Source organism: Methylobacterium sp. R2-1 (assembly GCF_014191355.1).
Lineage (GTDB): Bacteria > Pseudomonadota > Alphaproteobacteria > Rhizobiales > Beijerinckiaceae > Methylobacterium.
The window spans coordinates 85,461-105,884 of sequence record NZ_JACHWM010000003.1 but is presented as its reverse complement, the minus strand read 5'-3'; the positions used below and the strand labels follow the sequence as shown (position 1 = coordinate 105,884).

Annotated in this window: 18 protein-coding genes; 8 read left to right on the top strand and 10 right to left on the bottom strand. The window is 69.2% G+C overall.

Annotated elements, in window-relative coordinates; translation table 11 throughout:
* Nucleotides 1–229 precede the first annotated feature (229 nt).
* On the bottom strand, nucleotides 230–946 hold the full coding sequence (locus FHU13_RS05330; RefSeq protein ID WP_183434849.1) for a J domain-containing protein: 717 nt from the start codon (nucleotides 944–946) through the stop codon (nucleotides 230–232).
* Nucleotides 947–1,125: 179 nt separating this feature from the next.
* On the opposite strand from FHU13_RS05330, the gene FHU13_RS05325 reads away from it, so the two are divergent.
* Both FHU13_RS05325 and arfB read left to right on the top strand, forming a co-directional pair.
* Nucleotides 1,126–1,404 (top strand): BolA family protein, encoded by a 279-nt coding sequence (locus FHU13_RS05325; protein WP_183434848.1) that lies wholly within the window; start codon nucleotides 1,126–1,128, stop codon nucleotides 1,402–1,404.
* A 32-nt stretch (nucleotides 1,405–1,436) separates the two neighbouring features.
* Nucleotides 1,437–1,862, top strand: coding sequence for an alternative ribosome rescue aminoacyl-tRNA hydrolase ArfB (arfB, locus tag FHU13_RS05320; RefSeq protein WP_183434847.1), 426 nt, complete (start codon nucleotides 1,437–1,439; stop codon nucleotides 1,860–1,862).
* A 5-nt stretch (nucleotides 1,863–1,867) separates the two neighbouring features.
* Here the strand turns inward: arfB and FHU13_RS05315 are convergent, their stop codons facing one another.
* Nucleotides 1,868–2,626 (bottom strand): YoaK family protein, encoded by a 759-nt coding sequence (locus FHU13_RS05315; protein ID WP_183434846.1) that lies wholly within the window; start codon nucleotides 2,624–2,626, stop codon nucleotides 1,868–1,870.
* A gap of 8 nt (nucleotides 2,627–2,634) precedes the next feature.
* On the bottom strand, nucleotides 2,635–3,657 hold the full coding sequence (locus tag FHU13_RS05310) for a methyltransferase domain-containing protein (protein ID WP_183434845.1): 1,023 nt from the start codon (nucleotides 3,655–3,657) through the stop codon (nucleotides 2,635–2,637).
* 57 nt (nucleotides 3,658–3,714) lie between these two features.
* Here FHU13_RS05310 and FHU13_RS05305 point away from each other — a divergent pair, with 57 nt between their 5' ends.
* Genes FHU13_RS05305 through FHU13_RS05295 form a run of 3 tightly spaced genes read left to right on the top strand, consistent with a single transcriptional unit; the run spans nucleotide 3,715 to nucleotide 7,162 of the window.
* Nucleotides 3,715–4,773, top strand: coding sequence for a ligase-associated DNA damage response exonuclease (locus FHU13_RS05305; protein WP_183435098.1), 1,059 nt, complete (start codon nucleotides 3,715–3,717; stop codon nucleotides 4,771–4,773).
* Nucleotides 4,770–6,683, top strand: a complete 1,914-nt coding sequence (locus tag FHU13_RS05300; RefSeq protein ID WP_183434844.1) for a cisplatin damage response ATP-dependent DNA ligase — start codon at nucleotides 4,770–4,772, stop codon at nucleotides 6,681–6,683. Before FHU13_RS05305 ends, FHU13_RS05300 begins: the two co-directional genes overlap by 4 nt.
* The gene (locus FHU13_RS05295; RefSeq protein WP_183434843.1) at nucleotides 6,680–7,162 is read left to right on the top strand and encodes a secondary thiamine-phosphate synthase enzyme YjbQ; all 483 of its coding nucleotides are present in this window, start codon (nucleotides 6,680–6,682) and stop codon (nucleotides 7,160–7,162) included. Before FHU13_RS05300 ends, FHU13_RS05295 begins: the two co-directional genes overlap by 4 nt.
* A 6-nt stretch (nucleotides 7,163–7,168) precedes the next feature.
* Here the strand turns inward: FHU13_RS05295 and FHU13_RS05290 are convergent, their stop codons facing one another.
* From FHU13_RS05290 to FHU13_RS05280, 3 genes are all read right to left on the bottom strand, one after another.
* A complete protein-coding gene (locus FHU13_RS05290; protein WP_183434842.1) occupies nucleotides 7,169–7,615 on the bottom strand; it encodes a DMT family transporter in 447 nt (148 codons plus the stop codon).
* A gap of 123 nt (nucleotides 7,616–7,738) precedes the next feature.
* Nucleotides 7,739–7,903 carry a YqaE/Pmp3 family membrane protein gene (locus FHU13_RS05285; RefSeq protein WP_012455304.1) on the bottom strand — a complete coding sequence of 55 codons (165 nt, stop codon included), beginning with the start codon at nucleotides 7,901–7,903 and terminating at the stop codon, nucleotides 7,739–7,741.
* 100 nt (nucleotides 7,904–8,003) lie between these two features.
* On the bottom strand, nucleotides 8,004–10,205 hold the full coding sequence (locus tag FHU13_RS05280; RefSeq protein ID WP_183434841.1) for an FAD-dependent oxidoreductase: 2,202 nt from the start codon (nucleotides 10,203–10,205) through the stop codon (nucleotides 8,004–8,006).
* Between the two features lie 121 nt (nucleotides 10,206–10,326).
* On the opposite strand from FHU13_RS05280, the gene FHU13_RS05275 reads away from it, so the two are divergent.
* Entirely contained in the window at nucleotides 10,327–11,124 is a 798-nt protein-coding gene (locus FHU13_RS05275) for an EAL domain-containing protein (RefSeq protein WP_183434840.1), read from the top strand.
* Between the two features lie 66 nt (nucleotides 11,125–11,190).
* Here FHU13_RS05275 and FHU13_RS05270 read toward each other — a convergent pair whose 3' ends face one another.
* The 3 genes from FHU13_RS05270 to FHU13_RS05260 form a co-directional block, all read right to left on the bottom strand.
* Nucleotides 11,191–11,688 carry a hypothetical protein gene (locus FHU13_RS05270; protein WP_183434839.1) on the bottom strand — a complete coding sequence of 166 codons (498 nt, stop codon included), beginning with the start codon at nucleotides 11,686–11,688 and terminating at the stop codon, nucleotides 11,191–11,193.
* 125 nt (nucleotides 11,689–11,813) lie between these two features.
* Nucleotides 11,814–13,022, bottom strand: coding sequence for an acetyl-CoA C-acetyltransferase (locus FHU13_RS05265; protein ID WP_183434838.1), 1,209 nt, complete (start codon nucleotides 13,020–13,022; stop codon nucleotides 11,814–11,816).
* Nucleotides 13,023–13,096: 74 nt separating this feature from the next.
* A complete protein-coding gene (locus FHU13_RS05260) occupies nucleotides 13,097–14,887 on the bottom strand; it encodes an acyl-CoA dehydrogenase C-terminal domain-containing protein (RefSeq protein ID WP_183434837.1) in 1,791 nt (596 codons plus the stop codon).
* A gap of 320 nt (nucleotides 14,888–15,207) precedes the next feature.
* Here FHU13_RS05260 and FHU13_RS05255 point away from each other — a divergent pair, with 320 nt between their 5' ends.
* Nucleotides 15,208–18,501 carry a tetratricopeptide repeat protein gene (locus FHU13_RS05255; protein ID WP_183434836.1) on the top strand — a complete coding sequence of 1,098 codons (3,294 nt, stop codon included), beginning with the start codon at nucleotides 15,208–15,210 and terminating at the stop codon, nucleotides 18,499–18,501.
* A 528-nt stretch (nucleotides 18,502–19,029) separates the two neighbouring features.
* Nucleotides 19,030–19,356: a hypothetical protein gene (locus FHU13_RS05250; protein WP_183434835.1), complete on the top strand. Its 327-nt coding sequence runs from the start codon at nucleotides 19,030–19,032 to the stop codon at nucleotides 19,354–19,356.
* 54 nt (nucleotides 19,357–19,410) lie between these two features.
* Here FHU13_RS05250 and FHU13_RS05245 read toward each other — a convergent pair whose 3' ends face one another.
* Nucleotides 19,411–20,355 (bottom strand): alginate O-acetyltransferase AlgX-related protein, encoded by a 945-nt coding sequence (locus FHU13_RS05245; RefSeq protein WP_183434834.1) that lies wholly within the window; start codon nucleotides 20,353–20,355, stop codon nucleotides 19,411–19,413.
* Nucleotides 20,356–20,424 lie beyond the last annotated feature (69 nt).

Here is a 20,424-nt window from a genome sequence, read left to right as displayed (position 1 = left end):
CCGCCCCTCGGCATCGCCAAGGGGGCTCTGCCAGAAAGAGGGTTCGGCCAGAAGGACAGTTCATCCGGGGAAGCCGGCTTCGCAAAGAAGCGGTATCGTATGGATATAGGGCGCGCACGGACATTTGCTGCCCCACCCGCCGCCGGACGGACCGGCGCCCGGCGCAAGGGCCGCACGCATCTCCCGTACCGGAACCGACACGGATCGACCCGGCAGAGCGGCGGCGTACTCAGCACATCCCGGCGGCACGCAACACGTCGTGGGCGCGGATGATGTCGCGCAGGCGATCCTCGAAGGAGCGGTCGCCGCCGTTGGCATCCGGGTGGAAGCGCTTCACCAGGGTCTTGTACTGAGCCTTGATCGCCGCCGTGTCGGCGTTCTCGTCGAGACCCATGATGTCGAGCGCCTTGCGCACCGCTGCCGAGTGGCGCGGTCGCTGCGGCTCTTGGGGCGCCTGTCGGCTCTTCGCACCGCCAAGGCCGTTGGCCCGCAGGATGCCGAGCGGGTCGGCATAGGCCCAGTCGCGCTCGGCCTCGGGCTGGCTCCCCTTTGCCCCCTTCGCCCCTTTTGCTTTGCCCTCGGCCGCGCCGGCGGCCGCGTTCATGCCCATCGACCATGTCGGCCGGTGGCCGATGATCGCGTCCTTCTGGTAGGCCTCGACCGCGGCATCGTTCATGCCGTCGAAGTAGTTGTAGGCGGCGTTGTAGGCGCGCACGTGGTCGATGCAGAAGCGCCAGTACTGCCCCTCCTGCTTGCGGCCCTTGGGCGCGCGGTAGAGACCCGGATGGGTGCAGCCCTGCGCCTCGCAGCCCGCTTCGGCCGTGGCGGCGCCGGCGCCGGCACCCGTCCGCGCACCGGCCCGCGCCCCCGCCTTCGTTCCCTGCTTGGGATCGTCACAGGTCGGCTTGATGCGGATGCGGTCGAACAGCGGCGAGTTGAGATCCATGACGGGCCGATTATGAGGGGCGGACGCGCCGACGAAAAGGCCGTTGGGCCTGATGCCGCATGCGTCGATCCGGGGTTGACGTTCTCAAGCCGGTTTCGTGCCGGGCCAGTCGGTCCGACACACAGACAAGTGACACCCCAAGTGACACCCCAAGCACTGCCGTTCGCAGCGAGGAAACGATGACCGGGACCCTGAAGGACTGGATCGCCGAGCGCTTGGACGCCGAACTGGCGCCGACCGCGCTGGATGTCGTGGACGAGTCGCACCTGCATGCCGGTCATGCCGGAGCGCGGCCGGAGGGAGAGACCCATTTCCGGCTCGATGTCGTGTCGGCGGCGTTCGAAGGGAAGAGCCGGGTCGAGCGCCACAGGCTCGTCAACGGGCTTCTCGACGACGCTTTTAAGCGCGGGCTGCACGCCCTGGCGGTGCGCGCGCGCACCCCGGGCGAGGCGGGCTGAGGCCGGGCCGCGGACAGGGGAGGGCGACGGTCGTGGCACTCCACTGCACGCCGCAGATCGCGATCGACGAGGCCGAGATCGAGGAGAGCTTCGTGCGTGCCTCGGGTCCGGGCGGGCAGAACGTCAACAAGCTCTCGACCGCGGTGCAGCTGCGATTCGACGTACGCCGCTCGCGCAGCCTGCCCGATGCCGTGGCGGTGCGGCTGATGCGGCTCGCCGGCCGCCGCCTGACGGGGGAGGGTGTGCTCATCATCACCGCCCAGCGCTTCCGCACGCAGGAGCGCAACCGGGCGGATGCCCGCGAGCGGCTCGCGGCGCTGGTCGCGGAAGCCGCGGTGCCGCCGACGCCGCGCCGCGCTACGCGGCCGACCTTGGCCTCGAAGAAGCGGCGCCTCGACGAGAAGAGCCACCGCAGCGGCGTCAAGCGGCTGCGCGGCGGCCCTGGCGACGATGGATGACGACGTCAGCCGGCCGCGGGAGCGACCGCCGTCGGTTTCGCCTCCGGATGCGCGTCGGGCTGCGGGGCCGCGATACCCGAAACGTAATGCGTGTCCTTGAGCAGGATCGTCAGGACGAGCGAGACCACAGCCAACAGGGCGGCAAGGCCGGCCGGAAACAGGAAGGCCCGCTCGCCGAACCATCCGTGAAGGAAGCCGCCGACGACGGCGCCGGTGCTGAGCGCGCCCCAGAGCGGCGCCTGCAGCCAGAAGGACGGGGCCGGCTTGTGCAGGATCAGGTTGGCGACACCTGCGCCGAAGCGCACCACCGTTCCGGTGACGTAGGTGATGGCGAGGCTGCGGCCCGCCTCGTCCTGAAGCGTCGCGTTCTGGATGCCGAGCGCCAGCACGATCGGGTAGGCATGAAGCGGAAATGCCGTCGTGCCGAAAGGAACGAGCAGGCCGATGGCGAACAAAACCGCCTGGATGATGAGCAGCACCGAGAGCCGGAATCGGCCGGACCAGGCCGCGATCAAGGTGCCGATGAAGGCGCCGAAGCAGAACAGGGCGATCACGCTGGCAAAGCGCGTGGTTCCGTCCCAATCGAAGCCGGACACGGCCACACCGAAGCGCGTGGTGTTGCCGCTCATGAACGACATGAAGAGCTGAGAGAATTCGAGGAAGCCGATCGAGTCGGCCGCGCCCGCGGTGCTGGCTAGCATAAGGGCAAAGGGCACCCGCGTCATTGGACTTGCTGGAAAGGCCTTGTTCGACTCGTCAGCCATCGGTTCCCCTAGTTTTGCTCCGCAGCACAACGGTATGACGGCTCTTCGGTTGCATCCATTTCATGAGCTCCGATCAAGTGTTTGTGCAGGATTAAGATCCGCCCTGGCACGTCTATTCTCTTCTGGCGCCGGATAGCGGCCGGACGCATCTCGGTGATGATCAGACCGGCCCGTTGCACCTCGGTCCTCAGGTAGGCGTCGGCATGGGCGTAGCGCCCGTCGGCGCCGAGCACGGCACCCATTTCCCCGCCCTGCGGCGACTGGACGGTGAAGACGGCGGCCCCTCCGGGCCGCAGCGCGCGGGCCATTCCCGCCAGCGCTGCTGCAAGATCTCCCAGGTAGATGAAGACGTCGGCCGCCACGATCAGGTCGGCCGAGGCTTCCGGTTCGTCCGCGAGAAAGGTGACGAGATCGGCCTCGACGAGACGCTGGTAGAGTCCGGTGCGGCCGGCCAGCGCGAGCATGGCGGGGGAGAGGTCGCATCCCGCTAGACGCCCGACCCGGCCCGCGAGCGCCTGCCCCATCAAGCCGGTGCCGCAGCCGAGATCGAGCACGTTCGGGAAGTGTTGCGGTGCACAAGACGCAGGCGCACCCGGAAGCGAATCGAGCGCCGCGACGATCAGCGCCGGTCCACAATAGCCGAGTTCATCCACGAGATGCCGCTCGAAGCGCGGGGCATAGCCGTCGAACAGCGCACGGACATAGGCCGGCGAGATCGCCGCGAGCGCATCGCCGCCACCGAGCGCCGCCTGATGCAGGCGGCTGCCGAGCGCGTCCGCCGGGTCGAGGCCGAGCGCCCGCTCGAACGCCGCGAGTGCCGCCTGCCGGTCGGCCGCGTCGCGACTCCGCTCGAAGATGGCTTCGCGAGCCCGGCCGAGCAGGAACCAGGCGGGCGCGTAGCCGGGCGCGAGATCGAGCGCTTGGCTCGCCATCTCGGCGGCCGCCTCGGGGTCGCCCTCCGCGAGGCAGGCCTCGGCATAGGCGTAGCGGCGGTCGGCGAGGAGGTCACCGGAGGAGCGCTGGTGTGACATCGCGGCAGGATGGCGGGTTGTCGGTGTTGCGGAATGATCCGCCCTATATCCCGGCCGATGTCGCAGCGCGCCTCCGATCTCCTCACCCTGACCCGCGAGGGCCTCTATTGTCCGCTCGGGCGCTTCCACGTCGATCCGACACGGCCCGTCGAGCGAGCGCTGATCACGCACGGCCATGCCGACCACGCCCGCGCCGGCCACGGGACCGTGCTGGCCACCCCCGAGACGCTGCGGATCATGGCGGTGCGCTACGGCGAGGATTTTTGCACCTCCCGCCAGGAGGCGCGGCTGTCTGAGCGGATGCGGATCGGTGACGTCATCGTGTTCTTTGCCCCCGCCGGGCACGTCCTCGGCTCGGCGCAGATCGCGATCGAGCGCGAGGGTCAACGCATCGTCGTCTCGGGCGACTACAAGCGCGCCCCCGACCCGACCTGCCTCCCGTTCGAGACCGTGCCCTGCGACGTGTTCATTACGGAGGCCACCTTCGGCCTACCGGTCTTTCGTCATCCCGACACGCGCGGCGAGGTGCGCAAGCTGATCGAGTCGGTGACGCTGTTTCCCGAGCGCGCGCACATCGTCGGCGCCTACGCGCTGGGCAAGGCGCAGCGGGTGATGGCGCTGCTGCGCGAGGAAGGCTGGGATCGGCCGATCCATCTGCACGGGGCGATGGAGAAACTGACCGAGCTCTATAAGCGCGAAGGCGTGCCGCTCGGCGAGACGCCGAAGGTGGTGGCCGCGGACCGGAAGGACCTGCATGGCGCCATCGTGCTCTGCCCGCCTTCGTCAATTCAGGATCTCTGGTCGCGAAAATTCCCCGATCCGGTCACCGCCTTCGCCTCGGGCTGGATGCGGGTGCGCGCCCGCGCGCGGCAGAAGGGCGTCGAGTTGCCCCTCGTCATCTCCGACCATTCCGACTGGCCGGACCTGTGCCGGACGATCCTCGATACGGGAGCGGAGGAGGTCTGGGTGACGCACGGGCAGGAGGACGCGCTGGTGCATTGGTGCGGCACGCGCGGCATCCGCGCCAAGCCGCTGCACATGCTGGGCTACGGCGACGACGGCGAGGCCGAGCCCGATCCCGGGCACGATCCGAAGATGGAGGAAGCCTCGGCGTGAACGACTTCGCCCACCTCCTCGATCGCCTCGCCTACGAGCCGCGCCGCAACGCCAAGCTGCGCCTGCTGCAGGACTTTTTTGCCGGCACGCCCGACCCGGAGCGCGGCTGGGCACTCGCCGCCATGACCGGCGGATTGACCTTCCGGGAGGCGAAGCCGGCGCTGATCCGCGCCCTGGTGGAGGAGCGGGTCGATCCGGTGCTGTTCGCGCTCTCGCACAACTACGTGGGTGATCTCGCCGAGACCACGGCGCTGATCTGGCCGGGACCGGAGGAATCGTCAGACGCGTTCCCCTCTCCCCGCACGCGGGGAGAGGGCTCCGACGACGACCTTGTCGTCGGCGCGACGAGCGGTAGCGACGGTGAGGGAGCCTCGAAGGATGAGGTTCTTCCGGATCCGCCCCCTCACCATCGTTTGCCGGCTCGCTCTGCCGACGACGCGGTCGGCAGAGAACTTTCCCCGCGCGCGGGGAGAGGGGATGCTCTCAGCCCCGGTCCAGGCCACAACAACCCACCTCCTTCGGTCCCTACCCTTGCGGAGGTCGTGGAAACCCTCGCCACCACCCCTAAGCGCGCGTTGCTGCAGCATCTCGCCCACTGGCTCGACGCCCTTGATGAGACGGGGCGCTGGGCGCTGCTCAAGCTCGTCACCGGCAACCTGCGGGTCGGCGTCTCGGCCCGCCTTGCCAAGACGGCGGTCGGCGCGCTCGGCGGCCACGAGGCGGATGCGGTGGAGGAGGTCTGGCACGGGCTCAAACCGCCCTACACCGAGCTGTTCGCCTGGGTGGAGGGACGCGGCGAGCGGCCCGAGAGCCGCAACCCGGCCCCGTTCCGGCCGCCGATGCTGTCGCACCCGGTGGAAGAGTTCGAAGACCTCGAAACGCTCGAACCCGAGGCGTTCTCCGCCGAGTGGAAATGGGACGGCATCCGCGTCCAGCTCGCGGGCGGCCGCGACAACCAGGGCCGGCAGGTCCAGAAAGTCTACTCGCGCACGGGTGAGGACATTTCCGAAGCCTTCCCCGATCTCATGGATGCGATCACCTTCAACGGTGCCCTCGACGGCGAGTTGCTGATCCTGCGCGAGGGCCGGGTGCAGAGCTTCAACGTGCTCCAGCAGCGGCTCAACCGGAAGGCGGTGACGGGCAAGCTGCTCGACGAGTTCCCGGCCCATGTCCGCGTCTACGACGTGCTGGCGGCCGAGGGCGAGGATCTGCGTGGGCTGCCCTTCGCCGAGCGCCGGCCCCGGTTGGAGGCCCTGGTGCGGCGGCTCGACCATGGCCGCATCGACCTCTCGCCGCTCGTTCCCTTCACGACCTGGGACGAGGTGGCCGCCGCCCGCGCCGACCCGGCCTCGGCGGGGGCGGGGGCAGATGCCGACGCGATCGAGGGCGTGATGCTCAAGCGCCTCAACAGCCCCTACCTGCCCGGCCGCCCCAAGGGCCCATGGTGGAAGTGGAAGCGCGAGCCCTACGTGGTCGATGCGGTGATGATGTACGCCCAGCGCGGCCACGGGAAGCGCTCGTCGTTCTACTCGGACTACACCTTCGGCTGCTGGCGCGAGGGGGCGGAAGGCGAGGAGTTGGTGCCGGTCGGCAAGGCCTATCACGGCTTCACCGATGCCGAGCTGCAGAAGCTCGACCGCTACGTCCGCAATCACACGACGAAGCGCTTCGGCCCGGTGCGCGAAGTCGCCTACGGCCGCGAGACCGGGCTGGTGCTGGAGATCGCGTTCGAGGGCGTGCAGCGCTCGACGCGGCACAAGTCGGGCGTGGCCATGCGCTTCCCCCGGGTCAGTCGCATCCGCTGGGACAAGCCCCCGGCGGAGGCCGACCGGGTCGATGTGCTGGAACGGATTCTGGCCCGCGGCGAGCGCGAGGTCGCGCCGGGCGCGGCGATGGAGGCGTCGGAATGAGGCAGGCGGGCAGAAGTGCCGGAAAGATCGGGCCGCTCGAAGGTTTTTCGGCGGGCGCGGTGAGCCGGCAGGCGAGCGCGCGGATCACGGTCGCGACGCCCGGCCAGGGCTTCACGGATATCACCGAGGCGGTGGCGGCCTTCGTGGCGGAGAGCGGCATCCGCTCCGGCCTTGTCAGCGTGTTCTGCCGGCATACCTCGGCCTCGCTGACGATCCAGGAAAACGCCGACCCGGATGTGCGCGTCGATCTGATGACCGTGCTCGACGGCTTCGCGCCCCGCCACGGGCAGTATGTCCACGGCATGGAGGGGCCGGACGACATGCCGGCTCATATTCGCACGATGCTGACCGATTCGGGTCTCACCGTTCCCCTCCGCGACGGCCGCCTCGCGCTCGGCACGTGGCAGGGCATCTACCTGATCGAACACCGCGACCGGGGCCACCGGCGAGAAATCGCGCTGCACGCGGTCGGCGCGTGAGGCCCCTCAGCGCCGGATCAGGATCACGCCACCGACCAGCAGGGCGACGCCGATCAGGCGCAGGCCATCGAGGGGGCGCTGGGCGAGACCCATCCAGCCGAAATGGTCGAAGGCGACCGAGGCGAGCATCTGCCCGGCGACGAGAAGCGCGATGAAGGCCGCAGCGCCGAGCTGCGGCACGAGGAGGATGGCCAGTCCGATGAAGAGCGCGCCGAAGAAACCGCCGCTCCAGGCCCACCACGGCACCCGCGCCGCCACGCTCGCCAAAGGCAGGGGATCCCGCAGAGCCAGGGTCAGCAGCACCATGCAGGCGAGACCGACGGCATAGCTCGCGAAGCCGGCCCAGGCCGCCGATCCGAGCTCCGTGCGCAGGCGCGTGTTCAGCACCTGCTGGACGACGATGCTGATGCCCGCGCCGAGGGCGAGCAGCGAGGGAAGCAGGATTCTGAGCATCAGTTTCGGCCTCCCGCAATCGTTCGATCGCCCGGCTTGCCGACGGCCGGGCCGCTCAAGCGGCCCGGCTCATGCGATCGTCTGGGAGCCGAGCAGGCTGCTCAGCGGAACGCGACGAGCGGATCAACGATCACGCAGCAGCAGGTAGAGCGCGTGGATCGAGCCCGGCAGGTAGAAGAGCAGGCAGAGCAGGATGTTGAAGAGGAACTGGATCCCGATCCCGTTCGTCATCAGCACCGAGATCGGCGGCAGGAAGAACGCGATCAGGATCTTGATGAGAGTCGACAAGGGGCACTCCGGTTGGCTCGCTGCGGTCGGGCGGTGAACGAGAGCGGAACTGTTCGGTTCCGCATGGCAGCCCTCCCCGTAAGGGAGGGCGTCCGGAAGGTTACGCCGCCGGCTTCAGCGCGTCGTAGAAGCGCCCGCCGGCCTCGGCCAGCGCCAGTAGATTGTCCGGTGGCGTGAAGCGGGCGCCGTGCCGGGCTTCGAGCCGCCGGGCCAGTTCCACGAACGCCTTGGCGCCCATGAAGTCGATGTAGGAGAGCGCACCGCCCGTGAACGGGGCGAAGCCGAAGCCGAGGATCGAGCCGACATCCGCCTCGCGCGGGTCGATCACCACGCCCTCCTGCATCGTGCGGGCGGCCTCCAGCGCCTGCACCACGAGGAAGCGGTGCTTCAGCTCGTCGACATCGAGACTGTCGGGATCGAGCCGGTTCGGCTGGATCTCGGCGAGCCCCGGCCAGAGCTTCTTCTGGCCGCCCTCGGGGTAGTCGTAGAAGCCGCGCTTGTTCTTGCGCCCGAGCCGGCCGTGCGTCTCGACCATCGCAACGAGGAGCCGCTTCTGATCCGGATCGACGGCGCCCTCGCCGAGCTGCGCCTCGGTCGCCCGCATGATCTTGAGGCCGAGATCGAGGGCCACCTCGTCGTTGAGCGAGAGCGGGCCGACCGGCATGCCGGCCATCCGCGCCACGTTCTCAATCATCGCCGGAGGCACGCCCTCGGCGAGCATCTTGTGGCCCTCCTGGATGTAGGCGAGCACGCAGCGGTTGGCGAAGAAGCCGCGGGAATCGTTGACGACGATGCCGGTCTTCTTGATCGCGCGCACGTAGTCGAGGGCCGTTGCGACGGCGCGGTCGCCGGTCTGGTTGCCGCGGATGATCTCCACGAGCAGCATTTTCTCCACCGGCGAGAAGAAGTGGATGCCGACGAACTGGTCGGGCCGCTTCGAGGTCTGGGCGAGCCCTGAGATCGGCAGGGTCGAGGTGTTGGAGGCGAAGATCGCGTGTGGAGGCAGCGCCGCCTCGACCCGGCCGATCACTTCGGCCTTGACCTTGGGGTCCTCGAACACCGCCTCGATCACGAGGTCGCAGTCGGAGAGCGCGGCATAGTCGGGCGTCGCGGTGATGCGGGCGAGCAGCGCGTCGCGGTCGGCGGTCTTGGCCTTGCCGCGGTTGATCTGGCCGGTGATGAGCTTGTGGCAATGCGCCTTACCGGCGTCGGCGGCCTCCTGATCGCGGTCGATCAGCACGACCTCCATCCCGGCCTGCGCCGTGACGTAGGCGATGCCCGCCCCCATGAAGCCGGCGCCGATGACGCCGACCTTGCCGACCTTGGTCGGCTCCACGTCCTTGGGCCGGCGGGCACCCTTGTTGATCTCGCCCATGGAGATGAAGAGCGTCCGGATCATCGCCTGCGCTTCCTTGGTGCGCAGGATGTGGGCGAAGTAGCGGCTCTCGACCTTGAGGCCGAGATCCATCGGCAGTTGCAGGCCCTCGTAGACCGAGGCCAGGATCGCCTTGGCGGCCGGATAGTTGTCGTGGGTCTCGCGGCGGTAGATCGCATTGGCCGGAGGCCAGATCATCATGCCGGCTGGCGAGTAGACCTTGCCGGAGGGTGCCTTGAACTTCGGCACGTCCCAGGGCGCGACCGCCGAGCCGCCCTCGCGGATCCAGGCTTTCGCCCGCTCGACGATCTCCGCGGCCGGGGCGACGGCGTGGGCCAGCCCCATGTTCTTGGCCATCAGGGACCGGATCTGCTCACCCTTGAACAGCATCTGCAACGCGTCCCCGGTCTGCATGAGGCGCGCCACCCGCTGCGTGCCGCCGCCGCCGGGGAACAGGCCGACCTTGATCTCGGGCAGGCCGACGCGGGTCTTGTCGTCGTCGGCGAGCACCCGGTGGTGGCAGGCCAGCGCCAGCTCGAAGGCGCCGCCGAGGCAGAGGCCTTGCACCGCCGCGGCGAAGGGCTTGCCGCAGGTCTCGAGCTTGCGGAACACGAGGCTGAGGCGCCGCGACTCCTCGAAGAAGTGGCGCATGGCCACCTCCTCTCCTTCGGCCGCCTTCAGCCGCTCGTACTCGACCCCGAGGCCCTGGAGCATCGTGAGGTCGGCACCGCCGGAGAAGTTGTTCTTGCCGGAGACGATGACGCAGCCCTTGATGGCCGCGTCGGCGACGACCGCGTCGACGATCCGCTCCAGCTCCGCCATCACCTCCATCGTGATGACGTTCATCGAGCGGCCGGGCATGTCCCAGGTTGCAACCGCGATACCGTCGGCATCGGTCTCGAAGCGGAAATTCTCGGTGGCGGTCATCGCGGAACCTCGAAGGAAAAGAGCCTGGCCGTATCGGAATTTTAAGGGGAAAGGCTCGTCATGGGGGATGCAACGGGTGCGCGATCGCCCCCGGCCCACCACACCAGCCACCGGACGGACAATGAAGACGGACGCCCGCCCGCGACCCGCTTGCCGAGCCTGCCGCGACGGAGCGGAGCTCGACTTCGCCTTCACCATGGCCTTCCAGCCCATCGTCGACATCGCCCATGCGCGCGTCTGGGGCTACGAGGCGCTGGTGCGCGGACCGACCGGCGAGTCTGCGGGCTCGATCCTGTCGCGGGTCACGGACGAGACGCTCTACCGCTTCGATCAGGCGGCCCGGGTCAAGGCCATCGAACTCGCCGGCCGTCTGTTCCCACCGGGCGGCGGCACCAAGCTGTCGATCAACTTCATGCCGAACGCCGTCTACGAGCCGGCGGCCTGCATCCGCGCCTCGCTGGAGGCCGCCCGCCGCGTCGGCTTCGACAACGGGCGCCTCAACTTCGAATTCACCGAGAACGAGCGGTTTCACGACATCGCCCACGTCCAGCGCATCGTCGCGGAGTACCGGCGCCAGGGCTTCCTCACGGCGCTCGACGATTTCGGCGCGGGCTATGCGGGCCTCGGCCTTCTGTCCAACTTCCGGCCGGACCTCATCAAGATCGACATGGATCTCGTGCGCGGCATCGATGCGGATGCCGGGCGCCGGACCATCGTCGGCGGCATCAATCAGATCGCACGGGCGCTCGGCGTCGCGGTGATCGCCGAGGGCATCGAGACCGCGGCCGAGGCCGAGGCGCTGCACGGCCTCGGCATCGACCTCCTTCAGGGTTACCACTTCGCCCGTCCGGCGCTTGAAGCCCTGCCGCAGGTCGCGGGCTTCGCGGCCGACGGCGCGCCGGTGAAGCGCGTCGCCTGACGCTCTCCTCCCGAAGCTGTCCGTCGCGCCGCTCATCCTCCAGCCTCCGCTCGCTGATCGGCTCGGTTACTTGGCGGGCGTCGGCATGCCACCGGGCAGGCCACCCGGGGCGCCGCCCGTCTGATCGCTGGCGGCGGCGAGCGTCAGCATGTTCAGGAGCCGCGTCACCACCGCCTGCGAGAGCAGGTTCACTTCCGACTTCGGATCGGCGTTGACGGCCTGGAACTTCTGATAGGTCTTGTCGTCGTAGATCTTGTCGAGTTCCTTCAGCTCGTCGAGGCTGAACTTCTCGGCGTACTGCTTGGACAGGCCTTCGAGCAGCTCCCTGCGCTGCTTGTCGAACTCGGCCTTGGCCTCCTTGCGGACCTTCTCGGCTTTGTCGTCGGGCATCGTCGAGACGGTCTTCTCGAGCGCGCCGCCGAAGCCGGTGTCGAGGTTCTTCAGAACCGTCTTCTCGGTGAGCTTGGTGGCAACGGCCAGCTTGTCCGCATTGTCGTCGGCCCGCGCCGCGAGCGGCAGGGCCAGCAGGGCGGCAAGGCACAGGACGGCTTTTGTCGACTTCATCGTGGCGTTTCTCCCATTGGTGTTCTGGGACCGCACTCGGTCAAAAGGATGCGGCGTGGGAGGCCCTTAGCAGCGTTTGCGCAGGGATGGCAGGGCAGGACGCTCCTCGCCGCCGCACGCCGCGGTCACACCCGCTCGATGATCGTGGCGGTGCCCATGCCGGCGCCGATGCATAAGGTCACGAGCGCCCGCTCCTTGCCCGTGCGCTCCAGCTCATCGAGCACGGTGCCGAGGATCATCGCACCCGTCGCGCCGAGCGGATGGCCCATGGCGATGGCGCCGCCGTTGACGTTCACCTGCGCCGGGTCGAGGTCGAACGCCTGGTGGAAGCGCAGGACCACCGAGGCGAAGGCCTCGTTGATCTCGAACAGGTGGATGTCGGACAGGCTCATACCGGCCCGCGCTAGCACCTTCTTCGTGACGTCGACCGGGCCGGTCAGCATCAGGGCCGGGTCGGAGCCGATATTGGCGAACGCTCGGATCCTTGCGCGCGGCCGCAGCCCGGCACGATCGCCCGCCTCCCGTGAGCCGATCAGTACGGCGGCAGCGCCGTCCACGATGCCCGAGGAATTTCCGGCGTGATGGACGTGCTCCACCGCCTCGACATCCGGGTGAGCATCGACCGCGACCGCATCGAAGCCGCCCATCTGGCCCATCTGCACGAAGGAGGGCTTGAGGCTCGCCAGCGACTGCATGTCGGTCGTCGGCCGCATGTGCTCGTCGCGGTCGAGCAGGGTGATACCGTTGATGTCTCGCACCGGCACGACCGAGTTCCGGAACAGGCCCTCGTCCCAGGACTTGGCCGAGCGCTTCTGCGACTCGACGGCGTAGGCATCGCAATCGTCGCGGCTGAAGCCGTACTTGGTGGCGATGAGGTCGGCCGAGACGCCCTGCGGCATGAAGTAGGATTTGACGGCGATCGCCGGATCGACCGGCCAGGCGCCGCCCGAGGCACCGAGGCCGACGCGGCTCATCGACTCGACGCCGCCGCCGACGGTGAGGTCGTGCTGGCCAGCCATGACCTGCGCGGCGGCGAAGTTGATGGCGTCGAGGCCGGAGGCGCAGAAGCGGTTGATCTGCACGCCGGGGACGTGGGTGCCGTAATCGGCCACCAGCGCCGCGGCGCGGGCAATGTCGCCGCCGGCCTCGCCGACCGGATCGACGCAGCCGAGCACGACGTCGTCGACCTGCCGCGTATCCAGCCCGTTGCGATCCTTCAGGGCGCGCAAAGCCGTTTCCGCCAAGCGCAAAGCCGTGACCTCGTGCAGCGAACCGTCCGGCTTGCCGCGGCCGCGCGGGGTGCGGACGTGATCGTAGATGTAGGCCTCGGGCATCGTGCGCTTCCTCGTGTTCCCGGTCGCCAGCGGTTCTCCCGCCCCCGCGGAGGGGTGAGAGTTTTCGGCAGCGTTTAAAACGCCTCGGCCGGCAGCGCCATGGTCGTCTCGGCGCCGGCCTTGATCCGCGCGAGGCGCAGTGAGGTCTCCGGCAGCATCCGCTCCATGAAGAAGCGCCCGAGCACGAGCTTGGCCTCCATTCGCTCGACGTCCGCCCCCTCCGCCTTCCGCGCCAGCGCCGCCTTCGCGATCTTGCCCCACATGTAGCCCAGCACGACCTGCCCGAGCAGGTGCATCAGGTCGGTGGCGGCCGCACCCGCATTGTCGGGTTTCGAGAAGGCGTTCTGCATCAGCCACATCACCGCGGCCTGGAGATCGTTGAGCGCCGGCTGGAGCGGAGCGACGAAGGGCTTCATCGCCTCGTCCTCGCCGTGGTCCTTGATGAAGGTCTGCACCTCGGTGAGGAAGGCCATCATCGCCCGGCCGCCATCCTTGGGCAGCTTGCGGCCGATCAGGTCCATGGCCTGGATGCCGTTGGCGCCCTCGTAGATCATGGCGATGCGGGCATCGCGCACGAACTGCGACATGCCCCATTCCTCGACATAGCCATGGCCGCCGAACATCTGCTGCGCCTCGACCGCGTTGGCGAAGCCCCGGTCGGTCAGCACGCCCTTCACCACCGGGGTCATCAGGCCGAGCATGTCCTCGGCCGCCTGCCTCTGGGCCGCGTCCTGCGAGCGGTGAGCGATATCGGAATTGAGGGCCGTCCAGAGGATCAGCGCGCGTCCCGCCTCGTTGAAGGCGCGGATCTGCATCAGGGTGCGGCGCACGTCCGGGTGGACGATGATCGGGTCGGCCGCCTTGGCCGGCTCCTTGGCCCCGGTCAGCGCCCGGCCCTGGAGCCGCTCGCGGGCATAGGCCACCGCGTTCTGGTAGGCGACCTCGGACTGGCCGAGCCCCTGCACGCCGACGGCCAGCCGCGCCTCGTTCATCATCACGAACATCGCAGCCAAGCCGCGATTCTCCTCGCCGACGAGCCAGCCCTTCGCCCCGTCGTAGTTCATCACGCAGGTGGCGTTGCCGTGGATGCCCATCTTGTGCTCGAGCGAGCCGCAGGAGACCGCGTTGCGCTCTCCGAGCGAACCGTCCGCATTCACGAGAAACTTCGGCACCACGAAGAGCGAGATGCCCTTAGTGCCCGACGGCGCGCCCTCGATCCGGGCGATGACGAGGTGGACGATGTTCTCCGACAGGTCGTGCTCGCCCGCCGAGATGAAGATCTTGGTACCGGTGAGGCTGTAGGAGCCGTCGCCGTTCGGGACCGCCTTGGTCTTGAGGAGCCCGAGATCCGTGCCGCAATGCGGCTCGGTGAGGTTCATGGTGCCGGTCCAGGCGCCCTCGACCATTTTCGGCAGGTAGGTGGCCTTCTGTTCCTGCGAGCCGTGGACCAGCAGCGCGGCGACCGCGCCCTGGGTCAGGCCGGGATACATGCTGAGGGCGAGGTTGGCGCCGGAGCCGAACTCTTGGATCGCCGTGTTGAGCACGTGCGGCAGGCCCTGACCGCCGAATTCCTCCGGCACCGACAGACCCATCCAGCCGCCGGCGGCGTAGGCGTCGTAGGCCGCCTTGAAGCCCTTCGGCGTGGCGACGCTGCCGTCCGCGCGGCGGGTGCATCCCTCCTGGTCGCCGGACAGGTTCAGCGGCGAGAGGACTTCCGCGGCGAGCTTTCCGCCCTCTCGCAGCACGGCCTCGACAACATCCGGCGACGCCTCGGAGAAGCCGGGCAGGTTGTCATAGCGGTGGATCGCGAGAACGTCGTTGAGGAGGAAAAGGGTGTCCTCGACCGGAGCCCGGTAGCTCGGCATCGCGTCAGCCTCCCGCATCTTTCAGGTGGGCCGAGCCGGTCCGGCCGGCTTCGACCCAGGATAGTTCACATGTAAACTATCCTGCGGCCGCTTCGCAAGGCCCGTCCGGGCTGTGTCCCCTGCGACCCACGGGCGATCACGCTTCCCTGGACCGGCGCGAGTCCCGGAAAAGCGCGGCCATTCAGTCGTATTCTTAACTAGCCATTTACCAAGAATGGAAATGGTCGCTCCTGTCCGATCCGCGATCCGCCGCCTCACGCCATCGCGCGAATCGGCAGCCCGGCGGACACCGGAAGCCGCTGACTTCGGATCTCCGCGCGATGAAACAGACTGCCCCGATCAGCCTCGACAGCTTCGACCCGGAGGTGCTTGCGGCTGCCCGCGAGGTCGCCCGGCGGGCGGGGGTGCCGCTGGAGAGTTGGATCGCCTCGGTGGCCGTGCCCGACACATCGAAGCCGGGACCGCGGCGGCGGCGCGGGGATGCTTCGTCTCCGGCCAAGGAGGCAGGCCCGGACCAGGCTCGGCAGGTTGGCGGACGGGCGACCGACAAGACAGCGGACAAGACAGCAGACAAGACGGCAGCGCCCCGGAAGGAGGCCCCGCAGCACAAGCGCCGTGAGGCGGCTCCCGCCGCTCCGGTGTCCGGGAACGCCGCGACGGCGTCGCCCGCCGCCTCGATCGAAGCGTCGATCGGCGCGATGATGCGGCGGCTCGACGCCCTCGACCGCTCGATCAGCGAGCAGCGCGAGGCCTCGAAAGCCGACGCGGCCCGGATGATCGGCGACATCGAGCGCAAGGTGGGAGAGCTCGCCGGGCAGCTCAGCGCCCCCCGGCCGCTGGGCCGGCGCGGACGCCCGCTCGCTACCGAGGTCCGCGACGCCGTCGCCGAGGTGCGTCGCCGCCAGCGCGAGTTGGAGGAGGGCATCGCCGAGTGGAATGCCACCAGTGCGGCGGAGCCGCAGCGCAGCGGACAGGAGATGTCGGAGCCTTCCGAGGCGGGAGTGTCTGTCGCGGGCCCGCACGCGGAGGTGGTGTACGGCCAGGAGCCGTCTCCGGCCATCGTCGAGCTGCAGCGCGAGACGAGCCGGTTGCGCGACGCGCTCGGCGGGCTCGCCACCGGCCGCGACGTGGGCGAGCTGGAGCAGACCATGCAGGCGGTCGCCAGCGATCTCCAGCGAGCACGCGACCCGCAGGAACTCTCCGCCATCGCCGCGCCGATCGAGCTGATGCGCGTCCAAGTGGAGCGGCTGGCCGGGGATGTGGCCGACAACGTTCATGCCCGCGTCGCGGGTGAAGTGGAGCGCTTGGTCGCGAAGGTCGATGACGTCCTTTCCGGCGCCCTGTCGGATCCGGCCGATCAGAGCGCCCTCGACAGCGTGTTCCGCGAGCTCGACGAGATCCGCCGCCTCGTGGCGGCCCTGGCGGGACCGGAGCGGATCCAGAGCCTCGCCCAAGGCGTGCAGGCGATCAGCGGTCAGATCGCGCAGCTCCAGCGGGACGAGGATGCGGGCATCGCCGCCATCAAGCCGCTGCTGGAGGAGATCCGCGGTGAGCTGAAGACGCCCGATCCCTCCCGCGCGTTGCCCCGCGAGCTTCTCGGACGCTTCGAGGCGCTCGCCGAGCGACTCGGCCGGACCGAGGCCGGCTCCGTCGGCGAACTGATCGAGCGGCTCGAGACCGTGGCCGAGAAGGTCGATCGCGTCAGCGCGGGCGGCAGCGGGCTCGACGCCATGGAGCGTCACGTCCTCGCCCTGGCGAGCCGGCTCGACGCTCCGCGCGACACCGATCCGGCCGTGGCACGTCTCGAGCGCTCCATGGGCGATCTGCTCTCTCAGGTCGCCGCCCTGCGCAGCGGGACCGACCTGGAATCCACCGTTGAGCGGGCGGTCCGCGAGGCCGTGGCGGGCTCGGCTGTCCCGCTCAAAGCGGCCGGCGGCGATTTCGAGCTGCTGCGGGCCGATCTCGCCGAACTGCGCGCGAACCAGAAGGGCTCGGACCAGCGCCTCCAATCGACGATGGAGGGTGTCCAGGCGGTGCTGACGCGTCTGAGCGAGCAGCTCGATCGCACCATGACGTCCTCCGCGGCGCTCACTGCTGCCGCTCCGCAGGAGCGCGCACCCCTGGGGCTGACCCCGAGCGAGCGCATTGCTCAGGAGCGCGTCTCTCAAGAGCGCCCCGCCGCCCCGAAGGCGGCTGCCGAGTCGCCGGCCCGCCTGCGCCGGACCGCACCGTCCGATGAGAACGGCGAGACGGAGGCGAGCCGCCTCTCCGACGAGTTGCTGGAGCCCGGCGCCGGCAGACCCGGGCCCGGCCGCTCGGCAGCGCCGGAGGCGAGCCCATCCGCCGGCAGCGCCGACATCAAGACGAGCTTTATCGCCGCCGCCCGGCGCGCGGCGCAGGCTGCTCAGGCGGAAGCCGCGACTGAGGCTCCGCTGACCGCGCGGCTGCGCGACAAGGTTGCACCGACGGTCCGTATCCCGGGCGCGGAGGCCGCACCCCTGTCGCGGCTGCGCGGAGCCCTCGACAGCCGCCGCCGCACGCTGTTGCTCGGCCTCGCCGCCGTCGTTCTGGCGCTCGGCGCCTACCAAGCCTTCCTCGCGGGCAAGAGCGCGCCTGCCGAGGACGCGACCTCTGCGGATGCCCGTCCGGTGGCGAGCACCGCCCCTGCGACCTCCTCCGACGCTCCGGCGAGCCGCAGCGCGGACGCCAAGGCCGAGACGGCTCAGGCATCCGCCGCTCCAGCTCCCTCCGACGCGCCGACCCCGTCCGGGGCCCAGACGGGTCCGGCCGATCCGGCGACGACGCAATCCATCGCCGAGCCGAAAGCACCGGCGGGCAAGCGCGCGCTGCCCCAGCTCGCCGGCATGGGCGCGCTCGGGCCGGACCTCGCCAGCCTGCCGCCGGCCCTGGCCAAGCTCAAGCAAGACGCGCTCGACGGCGACGGCGCCGCCGTGTGGGAGATCGCCTCCCGCCAAGCCGAGGGCCGCGGGGTGGCGCGCGACCTCGCGCTCGCCGTCAAGTTCTACGAGCGGCTCGCGATGGCCGGTTACGCCCCGGCCCAGTTCAAGGTCGGAAACGCCTACGAGAAGGGCTCCGGCGTGATCCGCGACATCGAGAAGGCGAAGGTCTGGTACGGTCGCGCCGCGGATCAGGGCAACATCCGGGCGATGCACAATCTGGCCGTCCTGCATGCCGAGAACCCGGCCGCCAACGGCAAGCCCGACTTCGCGAACGCCGCGAACGCCTTCCGCCGGGCGGCGGAGCACGGCGTGCGCGACAGCCAGTACAATCTCGCCGTGCTCTACGCCCGCGGCCTCGGCGTCGGCCAGGATCTCGTCCAGTCCTACCTCTGGTTCTCGGCCGCCGCGGCGCAGGGCGATCAGGAAGCGGGCCGCAAGCGGGACGAGGTCGCCACGAAGCTCTCGCTGAAGGATCTCACCGACGCGAAGAGCCTCGCCGCGGGCTTCAAGGCGAAGGCTGCTGATCCGGCCGCGAACGAGGCGCCGTCCCCGAAGGCCACCGCCGCAGCACCGATGTCGCTGATGGGCGCACCGTCGCCGGGCATGCCGAACAGCACGTTCGAATCGTCGGTGCAGAAGCGCGTCGGGGTCTAGAACCGCCCCACCTTCTCGGCTCAGACGGGGATCTCCCGGTCCTTGTCTTGAGACACATTCCGACGAACCACGCACCGCTTCGTCGGCGTGCGCTCCGAGCCCGCCTCACGCAGCAGGGCCTTTCGAGATCAGACAGGCCGCGTTCCGGACCGGGGCGCGGCCTGTGTCATGTCCGCATTCTGTCGCCCCGCATCTGCCGCGGCCGAAGCGAGGCCCCGCGCACCTCCCGACACGGCATGCGCTGATCGTCGAGAGGCCGTCACGACGTGGCTGCATCGTCGACATCGTCCGACCAGCCGAGCCCTGGCGGATGCCGCTTCAAGTCGCAAGGCTCACCGACAGCAGCAACGCTCAGTATTACTTATATACGTCTGAGCAAAAGATCTAATCCCGTTCGATTATATATATTTCTGCGGATTAAAATTTGTCAAAATATTGTGCTCAATCACACTTCTTCTGGGAAAATTGCATGCTACCTGTGCTTCTGCTTCGGAATTAAGCGGAACTTGTACAAGAGAGGAGCACAACATGCTGCGCTTCGCATCAGTCGCACCGATCCTCCTGGTTGCGTTTGCGACTGCGGTCACGCCAGTCGCCGCGCAATCGGCTCGATCCAAGAAAGGAACCTGGACCGCGCTGCCGTCGCAGGTCGTACCGCCGGCCCCGCCGCGCGTCACCAACGGGGGCTTCGGCGCGCTTCCGCTCGCGGCCGGCGGCGCCTCGGGCTACTGCGACATCGTGGTGAAGCGCGGCGGCGGCAATCCGACCCAGGACATGACCGGCTCGATCGGCCACGCGAAGAGCTACCAGGCCGGCGGCGGCGGCCCGGCCCGTCAGCGGGTCTGCTCTCGCTAAGATCCGGATCGAAGATCAACCCGGCGCCTCTCTTCGAAGGGGCGCCGCAGCGCGTCAGACCAGCGGCGCCATCTCCGCCTGACGCACCGGCTTCTCCATCCCCGGCTTCTCGTAGGCCGCGACGTCGAAATCGTCGGTCGGGATGCGGACGAGGAAGCGCTCGGCCATCTCGAACATCAGGATGTCGGGCCGCACCCGCTCGACGTAGGCCCAGTCGATGCTCGACGACCATACGAAGTGCATCTCGCGGAACGTCTCGGCGAGGAAGCTCGTCAGCATGATCGGCGCGAAATGCGCGTAGGAATCCCCGAACAGCACCAGGGTGCGCGGGTCGGCCTGCGGGGAGGGGTTCCGGTAGATGACATGGGCGCCGACATGCAGGTCGCCCGCCTTTCCCGCCGCCTCGTAGGACTCGACCAGCGGGCTGGCATAGGCGCGCGACGCATCGCGGTGCACCGCCCAATTCACCACCGTTTCCCGCGGCCGATCGGGAAGCTTGTCGCCGAGATCCCACAGGCCGTCGTGGGGAAAGCGCGGGCGCTCGGCGATGTCGCGCGGCGCGACGGCGCCGCAGGCGCGTAACAGGGCGCGGTAGCCGATCAGGCAGCCCTCGTAGGTCCAGTGCGAGTCGGTGCGGCGGTAGAGCGGCTCGGCGCCGTCGCGGGCCGCGCGCAAGGGGGCGACGAGATCGACGAAGCCGCTCATCCGCGCAAGCCGCCGGGCGAGCCGGCGCGCCGGCGACAGGCGCGGATCGTAGTCGAGGTCGAGGGTCTGGTTGTCGTAGACCGAGAGCTTTTCCGGCACGATGGTGTGGACGTAGCGGATGCCGAGCGCTTGAGCGCGGGCGGCGCGCGCCTCGATCAGCCGTGCCCAGCGGCGCAGGTGCCACCAGCCGGCGAGCGAGCGCCGGTATTGCAGCAGCACCCCGTTGGTGCCCCCGATCAGGAACAGCCACCCGTCGCGCCCCCGGTGGATGATCTCTCTGTTCCTGCGGGCCATCGCAGCTTCCTAGACGCAGCTAGGCCGGCTGAACAGCGCAGGCGCACCACAGCCCTTCGGCTGGATACG

Bases quoted from the DNA above. Each gene is read 5' to 3' on its own strand.
- FHU13_RS05305 (WP_183435098.1), top strand. From the start codon at position 3,715: ATGTCGCAGCGCGCCTCCGATCTCCTCACCCTGACCCGCGAGGGCCTC.
- FHU13_RS05290 (WP_183434842.1), bottom strand. From the start codon at position 7,615: ATGCTCAGAATCCTGCTTCCCTCGCTGCTCGCCCTCGGCGCGGGCATC.
- FHU13_RS05280 (WP_183434841.1), bottom strand. From the start codon at position 10,205: ATGACCGCCACCGAGAATTTCCGCTTCGAGACCGATGCCGACGGTATC.
- FHU13_RS05265 (WP_183434838.1), bottom strand. From the start codon at position 13,022: ATGCCCGAGGCCTACATCTACGATCACGTCCGCACCCCGCGCGGCCGC.
- FHU13_RS05270 (WP_183434839.1), bottom strand. From the start codon at position 11,688: ATGAAGTCGACAAAAGCCGTCCTGTGCCTTGCCGCCCTGCTGGCCCTG.
- FHU13_RS05325 (WP_183434848.1), top strand. From the start codon at position 1,126: ATGACCGGGACCCTGAAGGACTGGATCGCCGAGCGCTTGGACGCCGAA.
- FHU13_RS05295 (WP_183434843.1), top strand. From the start codon at position 6,680: ATGAGGCAGGCGGGCAGAAGTGCCGGAAAGATCGGGCCGCTCGAAGGT.
- FHU13_RS05260 (WP_183434837.1), bottom strand. From the start codon at position 14,887: ATGCCGAGCTACCGGGCTCCGGTCGAGGACACCCTTTTCCTCCTCAAC.
- FHU13_RS05315 (WP_183434846.1), bottom strand. From the start codon at position 2,626: ATGGCTGACGAGTCGAACAAGGCCTTTCCAGCAAGTCCAATGACGCGG.
- FHU13_RS05255 (WP_183434836.1), top strand. From the start codon at position 15,208: ATGAAACAGACTGCCCCGATCAGCCTCGACAGCTTCGACCCGGAGGTG.
- FHU13_RS05275 (WP_183434840.1), top strand. From the start codon at position 10,327: ATGAAGACGGACGCCCGCCCGCGACCCGCTTGCCGAGCCTGCCGCGAC.
- FHU13_RS05330 (WP_183434849.1), bottom strand. From the start codon at position 946: ATGGATCTCAACTCGCCGCTGTTCGACCGCATCCGCATCAAGCCGACC.
- FHU13_RS05310 (WP_183434845.1), bottom strand. From the start codon at position 3,657: ATGTCACACCAGCGCTCCTCCGGTGACCTCCTCGCCGACCGCCGCTAC.
- FHU13_RS05250 (WP_183434835.1), top strand. From the start codon at position 19,030: ATGCTGCGCTTCGCATCAGTCGCACCGATCCTCCTGGTTGCGTTTGCG.
- FHU13_RS05245 (WP_183434834.1), bottom strand. From the start codon at position 20,355: ATGGCCCGCAGGAACAGAGAGATCATCCACCGGGGGCGCGACGGGTGG.